The sequence below is a fragment of the Exiguobacterium sp. s125 genome (assembly GCF_018618605.1).
GTDB classification, from domain to species: domain Bacteria; phylum Bacillota; class Bacilli; order Exiguobacteriales; family Exiguobacteriaceae; genus Exiguobacterium_A; species Exiguobacterium_A oxidotolerans.
Genome location: NZ_JACSMI010000007.1, coordinates 51,975 through 73,629, shown reverse-complemented (window position 1 = coordinate 73,629; position 21,655 = coordinate 51,975). Strand labels below are relative to the sequence as shown.

At 47.4% G+C, this 21,655-nt stretch carries 24 protein-coding genes; 6 read left to right on the top strand and 18 right to left on the bottom strand.

All coding sequences use genetic code 11. The features are described 5' to 3' along the window. Window positions 1-172: 172 nt before the first annotated feature. Window positions 173-790, bottom strand: a complete 618-nt coding sequence (locus KNQ05_RS13930; protein WP_034801409.1) for a thymidine kinase — start codon at window positions 788-790, stop codon at window positions 173-175. A 182-nt stretch (window positions 791-972) separates the two neighbouring features. On the opposite strand from KNQ05_RS13930, the gene KNQ05_RS13925 reads away from it, so the two are divergent. After that, entirely contained in the window at window positions 973-1,623 is a 651-nt protein-coding gene (locus KNQ05_RS13925; protein WP_214767790.1) for a DedA family protein, read from the top strand. 35 nt (window positions 1,624-1,658) lie between these two features. On the opposite strand, the gene KNQ05_RS13920 is transcribed toward KNQ05_RS13925, so the two are convergent. Beyond that, entirely contained in the window at window positions 1,659-1,904 is a 246-nt protein-coding gene (locus KNQ05_RS13920) for a type B 50S ribosomal protein L31 (protein ID WP_012371588.1), read from the bottom strand. Between the two features lie 97 nt (window positions 1,905-2,001). Beyond that, window positions 2,002-3,366 carry a transcription termination factor Rho gene (gene rho / locus KNQ05_RS13915; RefSeq protein WP_029331794.1) on the bottom strand — a complete coding sequence of 455 codons (1,365 nt, stop codon included), beginning with the start codon at window positions 3,364-3,366 and terminating at the stop codon, window positions 2,002-2,004. A 351-nt stretch (window positions 3,367-3,717) separates the two neighbouring features. On the opposite strand from rho, the gene KNQ05_RS13910 reads away from it, so the two are divergent. Continuing rightward, on the top strand, window positions 3,718-4,404 hold the full coding sequence (locus tag KNQ05_RS13910; protein WP_088837995.1) for a C40 family peptidase: 687 nt from the start codon (window positions 3,718-3,720) through the stop codon (window positions 4,402-4,404). Between the two features lie 122 nt (window positions 4,405-4,526). Next, a complete protein-coding gene (locus tag KNQ05_RS13905) occupies window positions 4,527-5,300 on the top strand; it encodes an SDR family NAD(P)-dependent oxidoreductase (RefSeq protein WP_214805790.1) in 774 nt (257 codons plus the stop codon). Window positions 5,301-5,373: 73 nt separating this feature from the next. On the opposite strand, the gene glpX is transcribed toward KNQ05_RS13905, so the two are convergent. The 5 genes from glpX to KNQ05_RS13880 form a co-directional block, all read right to left on the bottom strand. After that, window positions 5,374-6,339 (bottom strand): class II fructose-bisphosphatase, encoded by a 966-nt coding sequence (glpX, locus tag KNQ05_RS13900; RefSeq protein ID WP_088837997.1) that lies wholly within the window; start codon window positions 6,337-6,339, stop codon window positions 5,374-5,376. A gap of 32 nt (window positions 6,340-6,371) precedes the next feature. Next, window positions 6,372-7,622: a UDP-N-acetylglucosamine 1-carboxyvinyltransferase gene (murA, locus tag KNQ05_RS13895; RefSeq protein ID WP_214767799.1), complete on the bottom strand. Its 1,251-nt coding sequence runs from the start codon at window positions 7,620-7,622 to the stop codon at window positions 6,372-6,374. Between the two features lie 27 nt (window positions 7,623-7,649). Further along, window positions 7,650-8,297, bottom strand: coding sequence for a fructose-6-phosphate aldolase (gene fsa, locus KNQ05_RS13890; protein WP_029331801.1), 648 nt, complete (start codon window positions 8,295-8,297; stop codon window positions 7,650-7,652). Window positions 8,298-8,462: 165 nt separating this feature from the next. Next, on the bottom strand, window positions 8,463-9,317 hold the full coding sequence (fba, locus tag KNQ05_RS13885) for a class II fructose-1,6-bisphosphate aldolase (protein ID WP_088837999.1): 855 nt from the start codon (window positions 9,315-9,317) through the stop codon (window positions 8,463-8,465). A gap of 132 nt (window positions 9,318-9,449) precedes the next feature. Beyond that, window positions 9,450-9,824, bottom strand: a complete 375-nt coding sequence (locus KNQ05_RS13880) for a response regulator (protein WP_088838000.1) — start codon at window positions 9,822-9,824, stop codon at window positions 9,450-9,452. Between the two features lie 94 nt (window positions 9,825-9,918). Here KNQ05_RS13880 and KNQ05_RS13875 point away from each other — a divergent pair, with 94 nt between their 5' ends. Continuing rightward, window positions 9,919-10,428, top strand: coding sequence for a DUF2529 family protein (locus tag KNQ05_RS13875; RefSeq protein ID WP_088838001.1), 510 nt, complete (start codon window positions 9,919-9,921; stop codon window positions 10,426-10,428). 197 nt (window positions 10,429-10,625) lie between these two features. Here the strand turns inward: KNQ05_RS13875 and KNQ05_RS13870 are convergent, their stop codons facing one another. The 7 genes from KNQ05_RS13870 to rpoE form a co-directional block, all read right to left on the bottom strand. After that, window positions 10,626-11,948 carry a PTS sugar transporter subunit IIC gene (locus tag KNQ05_RS13870; RefSeq protein WP_088838002.1) on the bottom strand — a complete coding sequence of 441 codons (1,323 nt, stop codon included), beginning with the start codon at window positions 11,946-11,948 and terminating at the stop codon, window positions 10,626-10,628. A gap of 12 nt (window positions 11,949-11,960) precedes the next feature. Continuing rightward, window positions 11,961-13,367 (bottom strand): glycoside hydrolase family 1 protein, encoded by a 1,407-nt coding sequence (locus tag KNQ05_RS13865; RefSeq protein WP_214767805.1) that lies wholly within the window; start codon window positions 13,365-13,367, stop codon window positions 11,961-11,963. Between the two features lie 14 nt (window positions 13,368-13,381). Next, on the bottom strand, window positions 13,382-13,690 hold the full coding sequence (locus tag KNQ05_RS13860; RefSeq protein ID WP_029331810.1) for a PTS sugar transporter subunit IIB: 309 nt from the start codon (window positions 13,688-13,690) through the stop codon (window positions 13,382-13,384). Further along, window positions 13,687-14,034: a PTS lactose/cellobiose transporter subunit IIA gene (locus KNQ05_RS13855; protein ID WP_029331812.1), complete on the bottom strand. Its 348-nt coding sequence runs from the start codon at window positions 14,032-14,034 to the stop codon at window positions 13,687-13,689. Before KNQ05_RS13855 ends, KNQ05_RS13860 begins: the two co-directional genes overlap by 4 nt. A gap of 150 nt (window positions 14,035-14,184) precedes the next feature. Beyond that, window positions 14,185-14,895: a GntR family transcriptional regulator gene (locus KNQ05_RS13850; RefSeq protein WP_088838004.1), complete on the bottom strand. Its 711-nt coding sequence runs from the start codon at window positions 14,893-14,895 to the stop codon at window positions 14,185-14,187. 383 nt (window positions 14,896-15,278) lie between these two features. Then, window positions 15,279-16,874, bottom strand: a complete 1,596-nt coding sequence (locus KNQ05_RS13845) for a CTP synthase (RefSeq protein ID WP_029331814.1) — start codon at window positions 16,872-16,874, stop codon at window positions 15,279-15,281. Between the two features lie 253 nt (window positions 16,875-17,127). Then, the gene (gene rpoE, locus KNQ05_RS13840) at window positions 17,128-17,652 is read right to left on the bottom strand and encodes a DNA-directed RNA polymerase subunit delta (protein ID WP_029331815.1); all 525 of its coding nucleotides are present in this window, start codon (window positions 17,650-17,652) and stop codon (window positions 17,128-17,130) included. Between the two features lie 169 nt (window positions 17,653-17,821). Between rpoE and KNQ05_RS13835 the strand changes: the two genes are divergently transcribed. Beyond that, a complete protein-coding gene (locus KNQ05_RS13835; RefSeq protein ID WP_088838005.1) occupies window positions 17,822-18,268 on the top strand; it encodes a GNAT family N-acetyltransferase in 447 nt (148 codons plus the stop codon). A gap of 65 nt (window positions 18,269-18,333) precedes the next feature. Here KNQ05_RS13835 and KNQ05_RS13830 read toward each other — a convergent pair whose 3' ends face one another. Genes KNQ05_RS13830 through KNQ05_RS13820 form a run of 3 tightly spaced genes read right to left on the bottom strand, consistent with a single transcriptional unit; the run spans window position 18,334 to window position 20,590 of the window. After that, on the bottom strand, window positions 18,334-18,795 hold the full coding sequence (locus tag KNQ05_RS13830; protein WP_214805788.1) for a heme-degrading domain-containing protein: 462 nt from the start codon (window positions 18,793-18,795) through the stop codon (window positions 18,334-18,336). Beyond that, the gene (locus KNQ05_RS13825) at window positions 18,792-19,832 is read right to left on the bottom strand and encodes a Gfo/Idh/MocA family oxidoreductase (RefSeq protein WP_214805787.1); all 1,041 of its coding nucleotides are present in this window, start codon (window positions 19,830-19,832) and stop codon (window positions 18,792-18,794) included. Before KNQ05_RS13825 ends, KNQ05_RS13830 begins: the two co-directional genes overlap by 4 nt. Continuing rightward, entirely contained in the window at window positions 19,829-20,590 is a 762-nt protein-coding gene (locus tag KNQ05_RS13820; protein ID WP_088838008.1) for a DeoR/GlpR family DNA-binding transcription regulator, read from the bottom strand. Before KNQ05_RS13820 ends, KNQ05_RS13825 begins: the two co-directional genes overlap by 4 nt. 137 nt (window positions 20,591-20,727) lie before the next feature. Here KNQ05_RS13820 and KNQ05_RS13815 point away from each other — a divergent pair, with 137 nt between their 5' ends. Continuing rightward, window positions 20,728-21,570 (top strand): SDR family NAD(P)-dependent oxidoreductase, encoded by an 843-nt coding sequence (locus KNQ05_RS13815; protein ID WP_214805786.1) that lies wholly within the window; start codon window positions 20,728-20,730, stop codon window positions 21,568-21,570. The last annotated feature ends 85 nt before the right edge of the window (window positions 21,571-21,655 follow it).

Genomic DNA, 21,655 nt, shown 5'->3' with positions numbered 1-21,655 from the left:
CGCAAAAGCAAGGGATGAAGACTGTTTCGATGCGTGTTTCAAGCATCGACTAAGCCGTCCAGAACAATATGAATGCGCAAAAAAAATGGCCGATGCTCCCTTGAAACGATGGGAGTATCGGCCATTTGATTGATGTGGTCCTGACTGATGAATCAGTCCTTCGTTTACTTCATCAGTTCTGTTGCTGTTTCTTCCATTGTTGCAGGGCTTGCGATTTCCCCGGCACTTCATGGCAGTGGCGGCAACGCGGCTCATACGACTCTGACGCGCCGACTAAAATGATTGGATCATTGTAGTTGGCAGGTCGACCGTCGATTAAACGTTGCGTCCGCGATGCCGGGTCACCGCACGACAGGCAGATCGCCTGCAGTTTCGTGACGAACTCTGCCCGTGCGAGAAGTTCCGGCATCTTACCGAATGGTTCCGCCCGGAAGTCTTGATCGAGTCCGGCACAGATGACACGTTTTCCGTCCTGCGCGAGGGCCTCGATGACATCGACGATTTCATCATCAAAGAACTGAACTTCGTCAATCGCGACCACTTGTGTCTCTTGTGCGACTGCCGCGTACACGTCACGGCTCGTCGCCATCGGTACCGCGATGACAGAGTTGCCGACGTGCGAGACGACATGTTCTTCATGATAACGGTCGTCGATTGCCGGTTTAAACACTTGGACCGGCAACTTCCCGTACTGAGCCCGGCGAACGCGTCGAATCAATTCTTCCGACTTACCAGAGAACATACTTCCGCAAATCACTTCAATCCAACCATACTGATTTATTACATGCATCATTGCAGACACCGTCCTCTAAAATTAGTCACTTTAACGAGTATAGCCCGAATCGAATATAAGGAAAAGAGTTGACTTCTCGAAATCAAAAATCCATCCGTTCATTCCCATGATTCCCCACCTTGTCGTTTTAACCAGTCCTCATTTCCTGTACACTATAGAAGAAGAATTTATGAAGGAAGGTGTTCCCGATCCATCACATATTACATGAAGTGCTTCATCAATATGGTTCATTCGGACTTGCGATCCTTCTAGCCGGGGGGATCATCGGGCTTCCTGTTCCGGATGAAACGTTACTGATCATGTCCGGTTTTTGGATGCATCAAGGCAATTTACCCTTAATCGGAACGATTCTCGCCGCTTACGCCGGAAGCTGTATCGGGATGACGATCAGCTACCTGCTTGGTCTGAAACTCGGAATGCCGTTGCTTCATCGAATCGGACCGAAGTTTCGCATTTCTGAAAAACACATTGTCACGGCAGAAGCCGGCTTTCTTCGTTACGGCAAGTCGGTCTTGATTATCGGTTACTACATACCTGGCCTTCGCCAACTGTCCGCTTTTTTTGCCGGTGTTTCGAAGATGCCGTTTCGGGTTTTCGCCGTCTATGCGTATACCGGGGCTTTGATTTGGATTAGTGTCTTTCTCGGCGCAGGTTTTTTCCTCGGCCGACATTTTTCCTTCAGTCGTCTCTTCGAACAATTCGCGACAAATCCTGACTTGCTCCCGTATATCACCGGCATTGCCGGCGCAATCGGCTCATCGTTCGTGTTGAAGACTTACCTGACCTATCGCGCCCAGTTCAGTCTATACAAAAACAGCCTGCTCCAGTGATGGAGACAGGCTGTTTTTTAATGGATAGGTCGCAATTACTTGCGGCCGTATTTTTTGTTGAAGCGATCGACACGACCGTCTGCAGCGTTGAACTTTTGACGACCAGTGTAGAATGGGTGCGAGTCCGAAGACACATCCACGCGGATGAGTGGGTACTCGTTTCCATCTTCCCAAGTGATTGTTTCGTTCGAAGAACGAGTAGAACCAGTTAAGAATTTGTACTCAGTAGTTGAATCCATAAATACAACTTTGTTGTAGTTTGGGTGAATTCCTTGTTTCATGGTTGATTTCTCTCCTTCCGCCCTGGTTCATTTGCTGAGCCAGAGTAAGTTACCTTCCTATACTAAACGATTTTTCATCGTCTCGCAATACCTATTTTCAAGTCGGTGTATCTGTTTTGATCGTCCGTGGTTTAGCTGCTGCCCGGCGAATCGGCTTCTTCTTTTCCTTCAACAGTTCAACGAAGAATTCTTCATTATTTTTCGTATCCTTAATCTTGCGCAAGAAACTGTCGACGAACTCGTTTGATTCATTCATCGTCCGACGAATCGTCCACAACGCATCGAGTTGATCTTTCGGTAGGAGCAACTCTTCTTTCCGTGTGCCGGATTTCCGGATATCGATCGCCGGGAAGATGCGACGCTCTGATAGTTTCCGGTCAAGATGAAGCTCCATGTTGCCGGTCCCTTTAAATTCTTCATAGATGACATCGTCCATCCGTGAACCGGTCTCAACGAGTGCTGTCGCGAGAATCGTCAAACTGCCGCCATGTTCGATGTTCCGTGCTGCTCCGAAGAAACGTTTCGGTTTATGGAAGGCAGCCGGGTCAATCCCCCCTGATAAGGTCCGTCCGCTTTGCGGGACGGTCAGGTTATAGGCACGCGTCAGACGTGTGATCGAGTCCATCAAGATGACGACATCTTTTTTATGCTCGACGAGACGCATCGCCCGCTCAAGGACGAGTTCTGAAATCCGGACGTGGTTATCCGGTGTCTCATCAAACGTCGAACTGACGACGTCTGCTCCCGGTACGGAACGTTCGATATCCGTCACTTCCTCCGGTCGTTCATCAATCAAAAGAATGATTAACTCAACATCCGGATGGTTGACTTGAATCGAATTCGCAATCTCTTTTAACAAGGACGTCTTCCCCGCCTTCGGTGGTGCGACAATCAATCCGCGTTGCCCGAATCCGACCGGCGCAATCATGTCCATGACACGAACCGACAGATGACGCGGTTCTGTTTCAAGACGCATTAAACGATCGGGGTAGATCGGTGTCAGCGCAGGGAAGAATAAACGGTTTCGTGCCGTGTCCGGCGCTTCTCCATTCACTGCTTCAACGCTCAATAAACCTTGGAAACGTTCATTTTCCTTCGGTGGCCGGACTTTTCCCGTGACGACATCTCCATTGCGAAGATTAAAACGACGAATTTGTGAAGCGGCGATGTAAATATCTTCAGAGGATTGTGAGTAGTTGATGGGACGAAGGAAGCCGAAACCACCATCGTTTTGCATCTGTGGATTGCCGGGGATGACTTCAAGCACCCCTTCGAGGAAGTAGAGACCGGTTGATTCTGCTTGTGCTTTTAAAATCTTGAACATTAACTCACGCTTTCGCGCTTCCCGGTATTGCGGAACATTTTTTGCTTTCGCAATTTCATATAGATCCTTCAATGTCAGATTACCGAGTTGGGCAAGTGTATAGGAACGTTCTGGTTTATCGGTTTTTTCAGTTGGCATATGCATTCACCTATTCTTTATAAATTCAACAGCAAAGTTCTGTAACGTATTTAATGATAAAGCAAAAAAATCTTTTGTGAATTAAAGGTATCACATATCTACCACTTTCGTCGTGATTTAGCGAATGGAAATTTCTTCTTTGTAATATTCCACGATATTATTGCAGTTATATTACAGAAAAGCGGTATTTTGTAGCGGAACTGAAAAAACGTTTTCACACGACCGCATGCTAAGATATTCCTGCAGAGAAAAACTTACAAAGTCGTAAGGATGACTGCCTAAACAAACACTCAATGATTTCATTATATAACTCGGTCACATAAATTTTAATTAAAATGGAGGAATTCACATATGAAACGTTTTCTAGCATCGGTCGCGACAGCCGCATTAGTGGTTTCAGGTTTTGCGTCAGTGGGAACAGGTAAAGTTGAAGCTGCTACAATTACTAAAGTCAAAATCATGGATAACGGATTACGCGTTCGTTCAGGTGCCTCTACAAAATCTTCAATCGTCGGTAAAGTTAACGCAGGTCAAACATTCCGTTATAAAGGAAAGTCAGGTAGCTGGACGAAGATTTATTACGGTGGGAAAACACGTTACGTGTACACGAAGTATACAAAAACATACAAGAAAAAAACATCAACTTCAACAGCTAAGAAAACAACGACTTCTTCTTCAACACGTACAAAGATCTTAAGCGAAGCAGCAAAACATAAAGGTACGCCTTACGTCTGGGGCGGTACAACAACACGCGGTTTTGATTGCTCTGGTTTCACAAGCTACGTTTATAAGAAAGCAGCTGGAAAAACACTTCCACGCTCGTCTTCTTCACAATACTCTTCATCTAAGAAAGTCAGCGTCTCAAGCGTTCAACCGGGAGATCTCGTCTTCTTCTCACACGGTAGCGGCATCCAACACGTTGGTATCGCGACAAGCAAGACAAGCATGGTCAACTCGGAAACGGGTGGCGTTAAATACTCAAGCTTCAAATCAGGATACTGGGGTTCACGTCTCGTCGGAGCCGGTTCTTACCTTTAATCCAAACACGATCGACCAAGCGGTTGAGCATCGGCTCAATCGCTTTTTTGTTTGTTCTGCGCTATCGTCTAGTTAATACCCTTTTTCTATCAATTCAATCCACGAAACAGGAGCGTGATCCTATGTACGTATTGATTACAGGAGCCTCAGCAGGCATCGGTCGCGAGCTCGCACGGTTACATGGCATGCAAGGAGATCATCTGCTGCTCGTCGGGCGCAATGCCGAAAAACTGTTCGAGACGAAGTATCTCGTCGAACAAGAAGGAGGAACGGCTGAGGTCTATCCTTACGACATCGGACAGCCCCTCCACATCGAAGCCCTCCTTCGGGCGACAAAAGATGATTCGGTCGATCTCTTAATCAACAATGCCGGTTTCGGATTATTTGGTGAGTTTCTCGAAACCGAACTTTCACGTGAACTGAACATGATTGATGTCAACATCCGGGCCCTGACTCATCTGACAAAAGCTTATGCACAGCGGATGCGGGACCAAGGTATACAAGGTCGGATCGTACAGATCGCTTCGACGGCAGCATTTCAAGCCGGTCCGTTCCTAGCCGTCTATTATGCAACAAAAGCCTACGTCTTAAGTTTTTCCGAAGCTTTAGCAGAGGAACTCGCGCCTTACGGCATTCAAGTCACGGCGGTTTGTCCCGGTGCGACCCATACCGATTTCGAAGCGACGGCCGGCCTGTCTGCTTCCCGTTTGTTTAAACGCCCCGGCATCATGGATGCGCCAACCGTCGCTAAGCTATCCTTCGATGGATACATGCAAGGCAAGACGCTGGTGATTCCTGGTGCAAGCAATGCCTTCTATGTTTTCCTGACGCGGCTCTTACCACGTCAAACACTCACAAAGATGAGCGCTTCCGTCCAAGCACCGTTGAAAGAATAGTTGGTTCACAAAAGAAAAAGACCTTTCCGAAAAAATCGGAAAGGTCTTTCTTTGTTTTGCTCAGTTTCATGCATTACTTGATGACGAGCTTCGGTTTCTTTTTGAACGAGTGATGTCCTTCGACGAAACGAACGGTTCCTGATTTTGCGCGCATGACGACAGAGTGCGTTTGTCCACCTTGTCCGGAGAACTGAACACCTTTCATCAGCTCACTGTCCGTTACGCCCGTTGCAGCAAAGATACAGTCATCTCCTGAAACAAGATCGTCCATCATGAGGATTCTTGACGGATCTTCAATCCCCATCTTTTTACAGCGTGCGACTTCCGCCTCGTCTGCCGGAAGCAGACGGCCTTGGAGTTCACCGCCTAGACACTTAAGTGCAACGGCTGCAAGCACACCTTCAGGCGCTCCGCCTGAACCGAGCAGTAAATCAATCCCTGTATGCGGGAATGCGGTATTGATTGCCGCTGCGACATCGCCGTCACCAATCAAGCGAATCCGTGCTCCCGTTGCCCGAATCCGTTGAATGACTTCTTCATGACGTTCACGATCAAGAATCGAGACGACGACGTCTTCGATGTCTTTATTTTTAGCTTTCGCGACAGCGGCGATGTTTTCTTCAATCGTCGCATCTAAGCTGACGTGACCTGCCGCTTCCGGACCGACAGCAATTTTATCCATATACATGTCCGGTGCATGGAGCAAATCGCCGGCATCTGCAACAGCGAGTACGGCAAGCGCACCCCATGTTCCTTTTGCGACGATGTTCGTTCCTTCAAGCGGGTCGACGGCAACATCGAGTCGTGGGCCATATCCATTTCCAAGCTTTTCTCCAATGTAGAGCATCGGTGCTTCATCCATCTCACCTTCGCCAATGACGACCGTTCCCTTCATCGGGATCGTATCGAAGACATCACGCATTGCGCTCGTCGCCGCGTCATCTGCCTCATTCTTCAAACCTTTCCCCATCCAGCGGGCAGAGGCAAGTGCCGCCGCCTCTGTTACGCGTACAAGTTCCATTGATAGACTTCTTTCCATGTGTATGTCCCCTCTCTTTTGCTAAAAATCGGTCAGACCGTTTCGCGCCATACGAGGGCCCCGAGCCCTTTTAACTTTTCATCGAACCGTTCATAACTTTGATCGATGAGTTCAGCATGATGCAACAACGTTTCGCCTGAAGCGAGCATTCCACTTAGAACGAGTGCTGCCGCGCCACGCGGATCTTTCGCCTCGAGTTCTGCCCCAAACAACGTTTCACCACCGCGGATGATGATGGAAGCAGCATCTTCATGCGTAATCCGTGCACTCAGGCGACGCATTTCTTGGACGTGACGGAAACGTTGGGGGTACAGCTTATCAACAACGATGCTCGCACCCTTCGCTTGCAAAAGCGCCGCTGAGATGATTGGTTGCATGTCACTCGGAAACCCACCGTAATGGAAAACCCTGATATCGACCGGTTTCATTTCCCCGATTGAAGCCGTGACTGCATCGTCTGCGACTTCAACCTTCGCACCGAACCGTTCGAGCTTTTGAATGATGCTTTCAAGATGTAACGGAATGACGTTGTCGACCGTGACGCGTCCAAGGACGGCGCCCATCGTCAGAAACGTTCCCGCCTCCATCCGGTCAGGAATCAGTGTATGACGACAGCCTTGAAGCGATTTAATCCCTTTGATGCGAATTTCATCGGTCCCTGCACCTTTGACACTCGCTCCCATGTTCGTAAGCATCGTACTGACATCGATTACTTCCGGATCATAGGCGGCATTTTCAATCACTGTCGTTCCTTCAGCCATGACGGCGACGAGTAACGCACTGATTGTCGCACCGAAGGAAGGTAAATCAAGATAGATGCGGTTACCCTTCAACTCTTCGACACGCATGTAGTAAACACCTTGTTCGTTTCGCATCGAAACACCGAGACGCTCGAGTGCTTTAATGTGTAAATCAATCGGTCGAGGACCGATGGCATAGCCACCGGGTAAACCGACGACCCCCTGTTTAAATCGCGCTGCAAGAATGCTCATGAGGTAGATTGATCCACGTAATTTCCGTGTCTCCGCTCCCGTCAAAGGCATTGGTTCGACTTGACTCGGGTCAATCGTCACCATATCGCCTTGACGTGTCACGACGGCTCCAAGCGTCTCCATGATTTGGATCATCGTCGTAACGTCGCCAATGTCCGGCACACCCTCAAGTACGACTTGCTGATCCGTCAAGAGTGCGGCCGCGAGGCATGGAATCGCACTTTGTTTCGAACCGCTGATCAAGACCGTTCCTTCAAGGCGTTGTTGCCCTACGATATGCAAAATGTCCACTATCCATCAACCTTTCTTCACCATCTATTATTGCTGGGCTTTTTCCCAGTCCGCGAGAAACTTCTCGATTCCTTGAGTCGTCAATGGGTGGTGTGTCAACGACTCAATGACGTTGAACGGAATCGTCGCGATATCTGCACCTGCAAGTGCTGCATTCGTGACATGAATCGGATTACGAATCGATGCTGCAATGATTTGTGTCGGAATATCATGGACAACGAAGATTTGCGCAATCGTTTCGACGAGTCCCATTCCATCTTGCCCGATGTCATCGAGACGCCCGAGGAACGGCGAAACGTATGTCGCTCCAGCACGTGCTGCGAGAAGTGCCTGGTTCGGATTGAAAATCAATGTCACGTTCGTCGTAATTTTTTCTTTTGACAATGCTGCAACTGCTTCAAGACCAGCAGGTGTCATCGGAACCTTTACCGTAATGTTCGGTGCGATTTGTGCGAGTTCCTTCCCTTCACGAATCATTCCTTCTGCATCGAGTGCGATGACTTCCGCACTGACGGATACATCCCCGACGATTTCACAAATCTCACGGAGACGTGTATGGAAGTCGACGCCTTCTTTTGCGACGAGTGATGGATTTGTTGTAACCCCATCTAAAATCCCCATTTTATGTGCTTTTTTAATATCCTCTACGTTCGCTGTGTCGATAAAAAATCTCATTTTAATCCTTCCCCTTTCATCCCTTAAAGTATTCCCTTGAAATCGCTTACTGTTCCATTATAAATTTTTTTCGCTCGAAGTCCTAACGTTTTCCAAAAACAGTTTGCTTTCTAGATGAAAAAAAATGCGATAGACCGGAGTCTACCGCATTTTAAAGGATAAAAATTATGCTTTGTTGCTTGAACCAAACTCACGCATCTTACCGATGACTGTTTGTTTGATTGCTTCGCGACCTGGTGCGATGAATACGCGTGGGTCATATGCTTCTGGTTTCTCAGCCAATACTTCACGAACGACTTTCGCGAATGAGATTTGGTTCTCTGTGTTGACGTTGATTTTAGAAGTACCGAGCGAAATCGCTTTTTCGATATCGTGTGTCGGGATTCCTGTACCACCGTGAAGAACGAGTGGAAGGTCTGTTGCGTTACGGATTTCTTCCATTTCAGCGAAACCAAGGTTTGGTTCACCTTTGTAAGGACCGTGTACAGAACCGAGTGCTGGAGCGAGCGTGTCGATTCCTGTTTCTTTAACGATGCGAACGCACTCGTCAAGTTTCGCGTACATAACGTCACCGATGACGTCGTCTTCTTGTCCACCGACAGTTCCAACTTCTGCTTCAACAGAAACACCTTTAGCATGTGCATACTCAACAACTGCTTTAGTTGTTTCGATGTTTGTGTCGATTGGGCTGTGTGAATCATCGATCATTACAGATGTAAATCCAGCGTCGATCGCTTCTTTACATTTTTCAATGCTTGAACCGTGGTCGAGGTGAATCGCAACAGGAACTGTTACTTTCATGTCGTGAACGAGACCTTCTACCATTTTAACAACCGTGTAGAATCCGCCCATGTGACGTGCTGCACCTTCAGATACACCAAGGATAACTGGTGACTGCTCTTCTTGAGCCGCACCGAGAATCGCTTGTGTCCACTCGAGGTTGTTGATGTTGAATTGACCTACTGCATACTTACCTTCGAGCGCTTTGTTTAACATGTCTGTCATAGATACTAATGGCATAATGACATCCTCCTCTGTTTTGATCGCTGCTTACACGGAATCGTGTAATTTCAGACTGATTATAACATACTGATTCGCTTGAACGTACAGCATTTCGCTCTGTTTTCAGGTTTGTGACGACGACGTGAAGGATTAACCGCTTACATCGCTCGAAATCTGCACAGTCACTTCTTTTTTCAGTTCAAAGATATCAAACGGCTTTCCGAAGAAGGCGACGACACCGAGTCGTTTCGCTTCTTCCATCGCTTCTTTTTCACTGAGCGCCGTCATTAAAATCGTCCGGATCGGACGTCCGATTTGGTCTTGATGACGCAACACTTCAATCCCTGTTTTGCCAGGCATGTTGACGTCCATCAGCAGCAGATCGTAATCCGCTTCGCGTAATCGTTCAATCGTCTCGATTCCATCGACCGCTAAATCCGTGATGTACCCTTGCGCCTTGAATAACTGTGCCAATAAATTCCGTATGCCCGGCTCATCTTCCGCGATGAGTAGTCTCCCTTTCATCTTTCACACTCCCCCTCTAGTTATTTCCATTCTACATTAAAGTAAAACTTGCTATATACTGTCTGTGATAGAAATTTAGAGAGGATGTTCACCCATGATGAAAATTTTAGCGACTCAATTCAACGGAAAGCTTCAAAGTCTCGTCAAACAAGAGGACGAATTGTTCGATGTCGTCCGTTTGCTGGCTCAAGCGCTCGTCGGAGAGGGTACCGTTTATGTTGATGCTTACGGCGAATTCGAAGGTCTTTATCCGATGTTGTCCGAAGGTCCGGACCAAATGAAACGTGTCTCACAGATTAAAAATCATAAAACACTCCATGCCGTCGACCGGATTCTCATATTTACACCGGATACGGAACGCCCCGACTTCCAAGCATCACTCGCCCGCTATGACTCGTGGCATACACCGTATGCAATTGTCACGCTTGGAGATGTAACAGAGACGCTCGAGCGCTCCATCGCACCACTCGCCTTAAAATTCAATAAAGGGTTGCTCCCGGCTGAAGACGGCTCGCGTCACGGGTTGCCAAGTCTTGCCCTCGGAGCCTTTTTGCTGACACATATCTTGACGCAACTGCAAGAGATGACGGAAGAGTGGGCTTGACGCTTTTCTTCTATAATAATGACTGCTGAATCCTAGATACGATCTTTGCAAAAATTTAACCGAGTATCACTCTTTCATGTCGTCCTCTTTCGATGGGTGGCGCACAAAATACATGGTTCCATACAAAACAATTAAAACCGACCGACTCCCCTATTGTTTCAAAAGAGGAATCGATCGGTTTTTCTATGAGCACGGTTTTATGCCGAAGCTTGATCTTCCTGTGCTTTGACTTCTTCTCCATATGAGATTTGATCCTGCATTCGAACGAAAGGCAAGTAAATCGCAACGGACATAGCGATCGTCGCAATCTGTAAGAGTGCTGCCCGCCATCCTCCTATCAAGAACCCTGAGATGATTGGCGGAGTCGTCCACGGAACTTGCAAGGCATTAAACGGTTCGACCCATCCCCACAAAATCGTGAAATAGACCATGAATGATGCAATCGCCGGAACAATGACGAACGGGATAAACATGACCGGATTGAAGACGATCGGCATCCCAAAGATGACTGGCTCATTGATGTTAAACAGACTCGGTGCAAGTGACAATTTACCGAGCTGCTTCAAGTGAGCTGAACGCGCAACCATAAGCGTGGCGATGATGAAACCAATCGTAATTCCAGTACCTCCAAGTTTCGTAAATACATCAAGAAACTGAATCGTAACGATCTTTGCATTCTCTCCGACGACAAGTTCTTTCCCCGAGTCGATGAGCGCTTGGTTCTGCAATGCATTTGCTGTCAACAATGGTCCCATAATCCCCATGATGATTGCCGCACCATGAATGCCGCACCACCACATAACAGACATCAAGACCATGATGAGCACTGCTCCGGCAAGCGTATCTGTTAAGTTTTGAATCGGTGCTTGAAGCACGTCATAAATGACTTCCGTGAACGTCCGATCAGCGAACGCCTGGAATACCGCAAACGTCACAACTGACAGTGTGATGACAGCTAATCCCGGTACGAGCGCTGAAAACGAATTGGCCACACCTGGTGGGACGCCATCCGGCATTTTGATACTGATTCCACGCTTGATGAACTGCGAATAAACGAACCCGACAACTAATCCAACAAGAATCGCTGCCATGACCCCTTGTCCGCCTGTCCAAACTTTTGGCACGACCCCGTTTACGACTTCTCCTGATTCCGAAAGGACTGAAGCTTGAGTAATGATTAAAAACGAGATAATTGCAAGGATACCAGCCGGCACCCCCTCAATCTTTTCATTTTTGACGTAGGAATAGGCAATCCCGAATACACCAATCAAAGCGAGGATGTCGAATGTCGCTCCAACGACCTGCGTCAGCGGTAACGTCCAATCTGCCCCAAATAACCCTGACATGAAATTTGCCCACCCCGGAATCGGAAGTGCCAAAATCAGTAGGAAAAGTGATCCGATGATAGTCATCGGCATTGTCAAAATAAATCCATCTTTAATAGCGAGAACAGGTTTTGCATTCGCAAAACGAGCAAAAGCTGGTGTGACTTTTTCGAATGCGGTTTCTAGACGGCTCATTCGGAAACCTCCTTATAGGTCTGCAGCGCGCGTGGCGATGATTTCTTGATACCAATGGAACGACTGTTTCTTTTTACGAGCAAGACCATTTACATGATCGACATAGATGAAGCCGTACTGTTTTTTATAGCCGTTCAGCCAGCTCAGAAGATCAATGACCGACCACGCATAGTAACCCGAGACGTTGATCCCTTCTTGAACGGCATGCTTCACCGCACGTAAATGACCTTCAATGTATTCGATTCGTGGTGTATCTTTGATTTCTTCGCCGACGATTGGATCGACGTCACCAAGTCCGTTCTCTGTGATGTAGATTTTGATATCGCCATAACGGGCTTTTAGCATCCGCATTCCTTCGAGGAAAGCATCCGGTGCAATTTCCCAGCCCCACTTCGTATACACTTTATCATCCATCAAGACCGTCTTGTAAACACCATCGAACGACGGATTCCCAGGGCGACCTGTCGAATTTTCACGTCCGCCTGCCATGACGAGTGCTGTATCATTTTTCATGACACGTTGCGGGCAATAATAATTAAGACCAATGAAATCATTCATCGGAGCTGTCCGTTTGAGCAAGTCGAGCTCCTCTTCCGTCCAGTCAGGAAGAAGATTTTGTTGGTCCAATTGTTTGACGACATATTCCGGATATGTTCCTTTTAAAATTGGATCATAGAACCAGTGTGTCGAAAATTCATTCGCATGCATCTCAGCAAACTTATTATCCGCCTCATTATCGATGCTGAACGCTGGATTAAACACATGTGTGATGCCAATCTCACCTTCATAACCCGCCTGCTTAAAGCTTTCGATCGTGCGCGCATGTGCGACGAAGACGTTATGCGTCGTTTGGAAATACGCCTTTGCATCTCCTTCGATTCCTGGTGGGTGTGCACCTGACAAGTAGCCGAGCGAACAAAAGATGACCGTCTCGTTAAAGGTGATCCAGTTGCGGACGCGATCCCCAAAAGCCTCAAAACAAGTCTCGGCAAAACGGACGAACGCAGCGACCGTCTCCTGACTCCGCCAGCCGCCTCGTTCTTCAAGTACTTGCGGAAGATCCCAGTGGTATAGCGTCACGAATGGTACAATGTTGTGTTTTAAGCACTCGTCGATGACGTTGTTGTAAAACTCTAATCCCTTTTCATTCACTTCCCCCGTGCCATTCGGGAAGATGCGTGGCCAAGAGATGGAGAAACGATATGACTCGAGTCCCATTTCAGCCATCAGTCCGATATCTTCTTTGTAACGGTGATAGTGATCAATCGCGACATCACCGTTTGTATTTTCAAATGTCTTTCCTGGAATTTTCGAGAAGACATCCCAGTTCGAGACACCCTTCCCGTCCTCGTTCCATGCACCTTCGACTTGATAAGAGGCAGAAGCAGCACCAAACAAGAAATTTTTAGGCATTTTCAAAGTCGTCACCCCGTTTATTTATTTGCGAGTTTGATCGCATGGTCCAGTACTTTTGTTCCGTTCATCATGCCGTAGTCAACCGTATTGATGACATCAATCGGAACACCTTTTGGTTCACAGATTTGTTTACCTTTCGCAAGTAAATATTTGACTTGTGGTCCAAGGAGCGCAACATCGATTGTATCCACATACGTTTCCATTTCCGATTCCGGGTACGCTGCGATTTCCGTTTCAAGACCACGTTCAGTAGCAACCGCTTTCATTTTTTCCACTAACATACTTGTTGACATACCTGCTGCACAGAAAAGTCCGATTTTCATCATTTTTGATCCATTCCCTTCAGTTGGTTGATTTCGTTTTGCATATTCATCATGTATCCGAGCATTTCTTTTACAAGAATCGTATTCATCAAATGATCTTGAGCATGTACCATCAAGACACCTACTGTAGCTGTTTTCCCTTGCGCTTCAAGCGTGACGAATTTCGTTTGGATGCCGTGCGCTTCTTTTAATGTTGCATCCCCTGTCTTGACCGCTTCATTCGCTTCCGCGACTTTCCCTTCTTGCATGAGGAGCATTGCCTGGTGGTAACTGGCTTTCGCGTCTCCCGAGAGGGCGATGAGACCAAATATATCTTCCGGTGTAATGTCAATCGTTTCAGAAACCATTGTATCTCTCCTTTTTGTATGGATAACTAAAATTCATAGGTACAAATTCTACAAGTTGATAATAGCACGCGTTAAATTTTATGTAAACCCTTTCTTATTGAATAAAATGTGAACAAAAAAACGTAAGCGAGATGACTCTCTCGCCTACGTTCATGATTTAATATTGGAGACTTTAAGCATTTTGACATGTCGAAAATGATGTGTAGCACGTGATACGTCAAAGATTTGACCATTCGTTAAATACACAGTGTTGTCGACGAGCAAGGCTGGATCATCTTCTTTCAGCTCGAGTAATACTGCGTCATCTAATTTCAAAAAATCAGCATAGATGACGCGATCAGCAAAGCCAATCGCGAGTTTTTGATCATTACGTAAATAGTTATAAATTGATTTCTGAATGATGTTTTCATCAAGGTAAATGACTAAACTTTTACGAAAATAGGAATCCTCGACTGAAAAAGGATGATCGTCGACCAGACGAAGACGCTTGACGTAATAAACGGGGGTTCCGACCGGACACTTCATTCGTTCTGCAACTTCTTCGTTTGCTGTCGTCTGCTCAAACGCAAGGACACGCGTCTCGACTTTCCGTCCACTAAAGTCACTAGTCAATCCTTGGAGTTTTTCGAGATTCACATAATCGCTGTTGTAATGATCCCGAACGAACACCCCACTCCCTTGTACTTGATAGACATATCCTTTATTCACAAGAATCTCAATCGCTTTTCGGACAGTATTACGGCTGATTCCATATTTTGTCGCGTATTCGTCTTCTGTGAGCAACTTGTTTGTATGTTGATAGACGTGATTTACGATATCCGTCTCGATTTGTTCTGCAACTTGCTTATACTTGGCGGTCATCGCTATCTACACCTTCCACTTAAATTTGTAGGAATGAATTCGCTATCATTATAGCAGATAAATTTAAAAAGCGTCCTTAAACTACGGAATCATTGAAATTTTAGAGATATGTCCCCTTCACAATCATAGATTCGTAGCCTGTGACTCCTACAGGGAAAGATGCGATTTCGCGCTAGCAGCGGCAAAAACGAAAAAAAACGCTTTTTAGGCAATATCGTAGGGAAAGACAAGTGATGCAGACGTTTTGAAGACGAGTCGAGACAGGAAAGCTTGTCATGACAGCAAGCTCATGCAGACTCTTGACGCTTCATAAGAGTTTGTCTACACGCCAAAACCCCCTGTTTCCGCTTGGAGACAGGGGGTTGATTTGCTCGTCCTACTTCTTATTCTCCAAGTGACGCTCGGATGAAGTCATGGAAGAGTGCTTGCGGACGTTCTGGACGTGAAATCAATTCCGGGTGGAACTGACACGCGACGAACCATTTATGTTCTGGAATCTCGATGATTTCAACGAGACGGCCGTCCGGACTCGTACCCGAGAAAATCATGCCGTTCGCTTCGAACTGCTCACGGAACTCGTTCCCGAACTCGTAACGGTGACGGTGACGTTCGTAGACAAGCTCGCTCGAATACGCCGCACGTGCTTTTGAACCTTCTTCAAGCTTACACGGGTACAGACCGAGACGAAGCGTTCCACCGAGATCTTCGATGTCCTTTTGTTCAGGGAGCAAGTCGATGATCGGATATGGTGTCGACGGGTCGATTTCAGCCGAGTGTGCCCCTTCGAGGTTCAAGACGTTACGTGCGAATTCGACTGTTGCAAGCTGCATGCCGAGACAAATACCGAAGAACGGAACGTTGTTTTCACGTGCGAAACGCGTCGCTTCGATTTTTCCTTCGATGCCGCGTTCTCCGAATCCGCCTGGAACGAGAATTCCATCTGCTGAACCAAGTAATTCGGCGACGTTTTCACGCGTCACGTCTTCTGCATTGATCCAGTCGATGTCGATGTCACTATTGAAGGCGAAACCGGCGTGTTTGAGCGATTCAGCAACTGAGATGTACGCGTCACGGAGCTCAACGTATTTTCCGACGAGTGCAATCTTCGTTTTCTTCTCAAGATGCGTCACCGTATGGACGAGTTGCTTCCACGCTGTCATGTCAGCTGACGGTGTATCGAACTTGAAGTAATCGCAAACGAGTTGATCCATGCCTTGACGTTGCAAGTTGAGCGGTACTTCGTATAATGTCGATGCATCTTGTGCTTCGATGACGGCTTCCGGACGTGTATCACAGAAGAGTGCGATTTTATCTTTCATTTCTTGCGGGACCGCATGCTCTGAACGAAGCACGATAATATCCGGCTGAATTCCGTAGCTGCGGAGTTCTTTGACACTGTGTTGTGTCGGTTTCGTTTTCAATTCACCTGCTGCTGCAAGATACGGGACGAGCGTACAGTGAACATACATGACGTTTTCTTTTCCGATATCGTTCTTGACTTGGCGAATGGCCTCGATGAACGGAAGCGACTCGATATCCCCTACTGTTCCACCAATCTCCGTGATGACGACATCTGCGCCTGTCTCTTTACCGGCACGGAAGACACGATCCTTGATTTCATTCGTGATGTGCGGAATGACCTGAACCGTTCCACCGTTGTAATCACCGCGACGCTCTTTTTTGAGAACTGTCGAATAGATGCGACCGGATGTCACGTTTGCGTTTTGGCTCAAGTTGATGTCGATGAAACGCTCGTAGTGACCTAAATCAAGATCGGTCTCAGCGCCATCATCCGTTACGAATACTTCACCGTGTTGATATGGGCTCATCGTACCTGGATCGATGTTGATGTATGGGTCAAATTTTTGAATCGTGACGTTCAGACCACGGTTTTTGAGCAACCGTGCGAGTGAAGCAGCCGTGATTCCTTTTCCAAGCGAAGATACTACCCCACCGGTTACGAAAATATACTTTGTCATGAATAAAATGCTCCCTTCTCAAGTCCAAAAATCTAGCAGAGGTCTAATAAAATAAAAAAAGCAAAAGTGCCCCCATTTGCAGGAGACACTTTTGCTGAAATTAAGCACGTTGCTTAAAGAAGCCCATGACTAACTTACGTCATTCCGAAAACTTCGTCAAGCAGATTTTTAACAAATAAAAATCTTTCGTCCTTAGTCAGCCGTCAATGAAAAAACTACGATTTCTTACTCGAAATCGCAGCTGTACGGTTGTTTATACTTCTTCTTCGTCGTCCTCGAAGTCTTCGAGATCGTCTTCTTCTAAATCATCTTCAAGATCGTCGATTGCTGCAACTTTCTTGAAAGAATCGTCTTCCGTGTCGTCAGCTGAATCATAGTCCGCTGTCTTCGCGAATGTATCGAGGTCATCTTCGATCGTCTCGAATTCATCTTCTTCTGCGTCATAGTTGAACTCTTCTTCGAACTCGTCGAGTTCACCACGTTGACGTGCTTCGATGACGAGATCCTCGTCTGATTTATCAAACGGATACCAAGCACGGAGTGACCAACGGTTTGCTCCGACGTTAACGAAGTTTCCGTCGATATTCATGTCTGTATAGAGTTGAGCAAGTTTCTCGAACTTGTCTTCTTCACCTGTAAACGAATGATACTTTTCAATTTCTTTCGTGATGTCATCGAAAGTGATTGGCTGTTCGCCAGCTTCTTGAAGCATTTCATTGACGAATTCAATCAGTGAAAGTTCAGTAATTTTTTCTTTACTCAAACGGCTGAGGCTCATTGTGACGGCCACTTCCTTTCATTTGCGTTCAATCCATTACTTCTCATTATACGCAAAATGGCTTTTAAAAATCCAGTCTCTATTCGAAAAAAGATTAATTTGCTTCATTTTTGTGTTTCTGTCCTCACTAAAAAAGGAATAATGGAGGGAGAAGAAGGAGGAATTGACGATGGAGATGACAGTTGAACGAGTAAACGATTTTGACAGCTATAATTGGTTGCCTTTACTTGCGAAAAGCTCGCAGGAAGGATTTCAATTTATTGAGTACATGTTACGAAATCGTCGCGATGAAACCTTTCAAGAGACCGGTGAGGCGCTATTCATCGTTCTTTCGCCGATGGGGCAACCCATCGCCTGTGGTGGTTATACGAAACAACCGCACGAAGCTTCGACCGGCCGGATTCGCCACGTCTACGTTTTACCTGAAGCACGGTCCAAAGGAGTCGGAACGAGCTTACTCGAGAAAATGATTCGGGAAGCTTTCTTAAGTTACGACCGGCTCGTACTCTTCTCTGATGCCGCAGATGGTTTTTATCGGCGCCTCGGATTCGTACCTGCATCCGGTGAGAAAGTCACCCACGAACTAGTAAAATCGAACAATCGGAAACAGATATAAGAAACATTTTTTATTTTTAACAATCGAAAAGACCGTGTTCCCTGAATCGGGGACACGGTTTTTCCTTACGCCATTCGTTGTTTTAAAAAAGTCAACGCATCGACCGCTAATTGATGATCGGCCTCTTGCGACAACCCTGACACGGTCAGTGTACCGATGATCCCGACGCCTGCGACCCGAATCGGAAACGATCCCCCCGCATCCGCATAATCGCCTGGCGCAACGGCGTACATCGTATGGTAGGACCGTTGTTTCAGTTCATTGTAGACACGCATGTAGAGCGAGCTATGTCCGTGACGGGTGACGACGTTTGATTTACGGCGAATCCATTCTTCTTGATCGGGAGCCGTTCCTTCGAGTGCCGCGTAATAGAGACGTTGCCCATTGCGTTTGATTTCGACGGCAACCGCTAACTCTTCGCGCAGTGCCCGCTCAATGACGTATTGTCCGGCAGCAATCGCCTCTTGATTCGTCAAACTCGTCAAGACGAGCTGTTGTTCTTGTTCGAGTAAAGTTTCGATGTTCATCTGTCCCACTCCTTCCGACAGATCGTCCGTCCATCTTCACTGCTTTTGCGGACGGCTTCGATCAGCTTCATCGTCTTCAAAGCATCATGCAAGTCGACCGGCAGTCGCCCTGTCGCTAACCCGTCCGCTAAGTCGCGGTAATAGCCGAGGTAGTTTCCGGATAGCGTTTCCAGCCGTTCTGCTGCCTGTTCTGCCAGCTGCAGATGACCAAAGTCCTCCGGGTCGTCCTCACCTAATGTCCCGTCCGCTTCCCGCCCTGAAGCAAGTCGCGCTTCTTGCGGGTCCATCCCGTATTTCACATAGCTTCCCCGCGTACCGTGCAACTCAAAACGTGGTGTCGGTCCTTGAACGAACGATGTCGAGCGAAGAATCACCCGGCGTTTGCCATAGTGCAGCGTGATATGGAAGCCGTCATCCGTCTCTGCCCCGCCACGTTGTATCAAGACGTCACCCGTCAATTCGTCCGGTTCACCGAACAAGGCAAGCGCTTGGTCAATCAAATGGGAACCGAGATCAAACAAGATGCCGGAACCCGCTCCCTGCTTCTCCCGCCAGCGGTCACGGACGACCGGACGGTAACGGTCAAAACGTGACTCGAGAAGTTGCCAATCACCGATTTCATTGGCTTCTATCAATTGCTCGACCGTCAGGAAGTCACCGTCATAGCGACGGTTGTGATACACGGCGACATGCACCCGATGTTGTTCGGCAAGTGCCAGTAGCGCCTCCCCTTCCTCAATCGTAACAACGGCCGGTTTTTCGAGTAAGACATGTTTGTTTGCTTCGATTGCTTGCTTCGCCATCTCGAAATGAAGACCTGTCGGTGTCGTGATGACGACGAGCTCTGTCGCTTGATCGTGCAAGGCCTCGTCGAGCGTCGTAACGACACGCGCTTCCGGAAAGACACGGTGGACTTTTCCTGCGTCACGTGAGACGACTTGTCGCACATGGAATTCGGGTAACACCTCGAGTAACGGGGCATGGAACGTTACAGCTGAAAAGCCGAATCCGACAATCGTGGTTTGAATCGGTGTCATGTCAATTCCTCCTTCGCCACTTCAATCGTGACGTCTGCTTGATGTAGTCGTTCTTCCCAATCCGCAGATGGGCGCTCGTTCGTAATCAGAACATCGAGTTGTTCTAAGCTACAGACTTTATGGAAAAAACGTTTGTCGAACTTCGTCCGGTCGGCTAAGACAATCACTTCTGCCCCGCTCCGAATCATCGCCTTTTTGACAATCGCTTCTTCTAAATTTTCTGCGAACACCCCTTCACTTGTCAGTCCGCACGCTCCGAGGAACACGCGGTCGACTTGATAATGCAGGATGTCATCCGCTGTTTTGATACCGACGAGACTCTTCGCATGCGGATCGAACTTGCCACCCGTGACATACAAGTCGACGTTTGCCCGTTCGCCGATCTGCTCCGCGATTTCGAGTGAATTGGTGATGACCTGTAAGGAATAGAACGGAATATACGCCGTCATCTTCGCGACCGTCGTCGCCGCATCGAGTACAATCCGGTCATCCTGCTTGATTCGCATCGAGGCCCGTTTTGCAATCCGTTCCTTCTCTGGTTGCTCCGTCCGTTGATCGTACTTCAAGGTGCGCTTCGCCCCCGCACGAACAAGCCCGTTTTTGATGCGAATGATATCGCCTTCACTTTCCAGTTGAATGATGTCACGCCGTGCTGTATCCCGCGAAATTTGATACGTTTCGACCAGTTGATCGAGCGTCAGCTCCGGCGTCGTCTTAATCCATTCACGCATCTTTTGTAATCGTTCTGCTTGACCCATAAAGCACCTTCCTTATATTCAATTCTTTCCTTTATTTTAATTTTTTTCATTAAAAATTGCAATTTTAATGCAAATAAAACGTATCCAGATTCGGGTAAAGGAAACTAATGCCACATTAGATAAGGAGGGACGACGATATGAAATCCATGTTAATTACGGGTGCCTCGTCAGGAATCGGATTAGCGACAGCTCGTCGCTTTGCTGAATCCGGATGGACAGTTTACGCGGGGGTACGCGAACGAACGGAAACACTTGAAGACTTTAGTTCTACTCACCTTCGCTTCATTACACTTGATGTCACGGATACGAAAAGTTTGAAAGCAGCTTCTCATCAAATCGAACAAGAGGTCGGTCATCTCGATGTCTTGTTTTGTAATGCCGGCCAAGGCTTACTGCGGGCAATCGGGCAGGCGACGAGTTATGAGATCAACCAACTGTTTGAGACGAACGTCTTTGGCGTGATGCGAACGATTGAACAGTGTCTGCCCCTGTTAAAAGCGGCACCGCACGGGAGTCACTTGCTCGCGACTTCAAGTACGGGCGGACTCGTCGGACAACCACTCAATGAAATTTATTGTGCGAGCAAATTTGCCGTCGAAGGTTTACTCGAAAGCCTCGCGACCTATTACAAACCGTTCTTTTCAATTGATGTGACACTGATTGAGCCCGGTGCCGTCGAGACGAACTTCACGGCAAACGTTCTTGACCAGCTCGAGCAGTCAGGCGGCTTGCATGAGGATGATTTTAAACCAATCGTCGAAAATTATTTACGTCTGTACCGGAAACACCATGCGACGCGCCAAGCATCGCGTGAAATCGCTGAGTTGGTTTATGCCCTCGTCCACATGAAAGAACCAAAACCGTTGCGCGTCCGCACGACACCGGTCGACGAGGCTTTCGTCGCGCATAAGACATCTGCCGATCCGTCTGGATTAATCGGTATCACGAAGACACGTCAATTGACATTAAATCTTGAATGATTTCCCTCTTGTAAAAAAAACGCCGTCATCCTCTCGTCAGACGTCCTATACTGAGACTATATACCTACAGCTTAGAAAGGGCGGT

What these genes read in the sequence shown, in the direction of transcription:
- KNQ05_RS13930 (WP_034801409.1), bottom strand. Translation starts at nt 790, where the DNA reads ATGCATGTAATAAATCAGTATGGTTGGATTGAAGTGATTTGCGGAAGT.
- KNQ05_RS13920 (WP_012371588.1), bottom strand. Translation starts at nt 1,904, where the DNA reads ATGAAACAAGGAATTCACCCAAACTACAACAAAGTTGTATTTATGGAT.
- rho (WP_029331794.1), bottom strand. Translation starts at nt 3,366, where the DNA reads ATGCCAACTGAAAAAACCGATAAACCAGAACGTTCCTATACACTTGCC.
- KNQ05_RS13910 (WP_088837995.1), top strand. Translation starts at nt 3,718, where the DNA reads ATGAAACGTTTTCTAGCATCGGTCGCGACAGCCGCATTAGTGGTTTCA.
- KNQ05_RS13905 (WP_214805790.1), top strand. Translation starts at nt 4,527, where the DNA reads ATGTACGTATTGATTACAGGAGCCTCAGCAGGCATCGGTCGCGAGCTC.
- glpX (WP_088837997.1), bottom strand. Translation starts at nt 6,339, where the DNA reads ATGGAAAGAAGTCTATCAATGGAACTTGTACGCGTAACAGAGGCGGCG.
- fsa (WP_029331801.1), bottom strand. Translation starts at nt 8,297, where the DNA reads ATGAGATTTTTTATCGACACAGCGAACGTAGAGGATATTAAAAAAGCA.
- fba (WP_088837999.1), bottom strand. Translation starts at nt 9,317, where the DNA reads ATGCCATTAGTATCTATGACAGACATGTTAAACAAAGCGCTCGAAGGT.
- KNQ05_RS13880 (WP_088838000.1), bottom strand. Translation starts at nt 9,824, where the DNA reads ATGAAAGGGAGACTACTCATCGCGGAAGATGAGCCGGGCATACGGAAT.
- KNQ05_RS13875 (WP_088838001.1), top strand. Translation starts at nt 9,919, where the DNA reads ATGATGAAAATTTTAGCGACTCAATTCAACGGAAAGCTTCAAAGTCTC.
- KNQ05_RS13870 (WP_088838002.1), bottom strand. Translation starts at nt 11,948, where the DNA reads ATGAGCCGTCTAGAAACCGCATTCGAAAAAGTCACACCAGCTTTTGCT.
- KNQ05_RS13860 (WP_029331810.1), bottom strand. Translation starts at nt 13,690, where the DNA reads ATGATGAAAATCGGACTTTTCTGTGCAGCAGGTATGTCAACAAGTATG.
- KNQ05_RS13855 (WP_029331812.1), bottom strand. Translation starts at nt 14,034, where the DNA reads ATGGTTTCTGAAACGATTGACATTACACCGGAAGATATATTTGGTCTC.
- KNQ05_RS13850 (WP_088838004.1), bottom strand. Translation starts at nt 14,895, where the DNA reads ATGACCGCCAAGTATAAGCAAGTTGCAGAACAAATCGAGACGGATATC.
- KNQ05_RS13845 (WP_029331814.1), bottom strand. Translation starts at nt 16,874, where the DNA reads ATGACAAAGTATATTTTCGTAACCGGTGGGGTAGTATCTTCGCTTGGA.
- rpoE (WP_029331815.1), bottom strand. Translation starts at nt 17,652, where the DNA reads ATGAGCCTCAGCCGTTTGAGTAAAGAAAAAATTACTGAACTTTCACTG.
- KNQ05_RS13835 (WP_088838005.1), top strand. Translation starts at nt 17,822, where the DNA reads ATGGAGATGACAGTTGAACGAGTAAACGATTTTGACAGCTATAATTGG.
- KNQ05_RS13830 (WP_214805788.1), bottom strand. Translation starts at nt 18,795, where the DNA reads ATGAACATCGAAACTTTACTCGAACAAGAACAACAGCTCGTCTTGACG.
- KNQ05_RS13825 (WP_214805787.1), bottom strand. Translation starts at nt 19,832, where the DNA reads ATGACACCGATTCAAACCACGATTGTCGGATTCGGCTTTTCAGCTGTA.
- KNQ05_RS13820 (WP_088838008.1), bottom strand. Translation starts at nt 20,590, where the DNA reads ATGGGTCAAGCAGAACGATTACAAAAGATGCGTGAATGGATTAAGACG.
- KNQ05_RS13815 (WP_214805786.1), top strand. Translation starts at nt 20,728, where the DNA reads ATGAAATCCATGTTAATTACGGGTGCCTCGTCAGGAATCGGATTAGCG.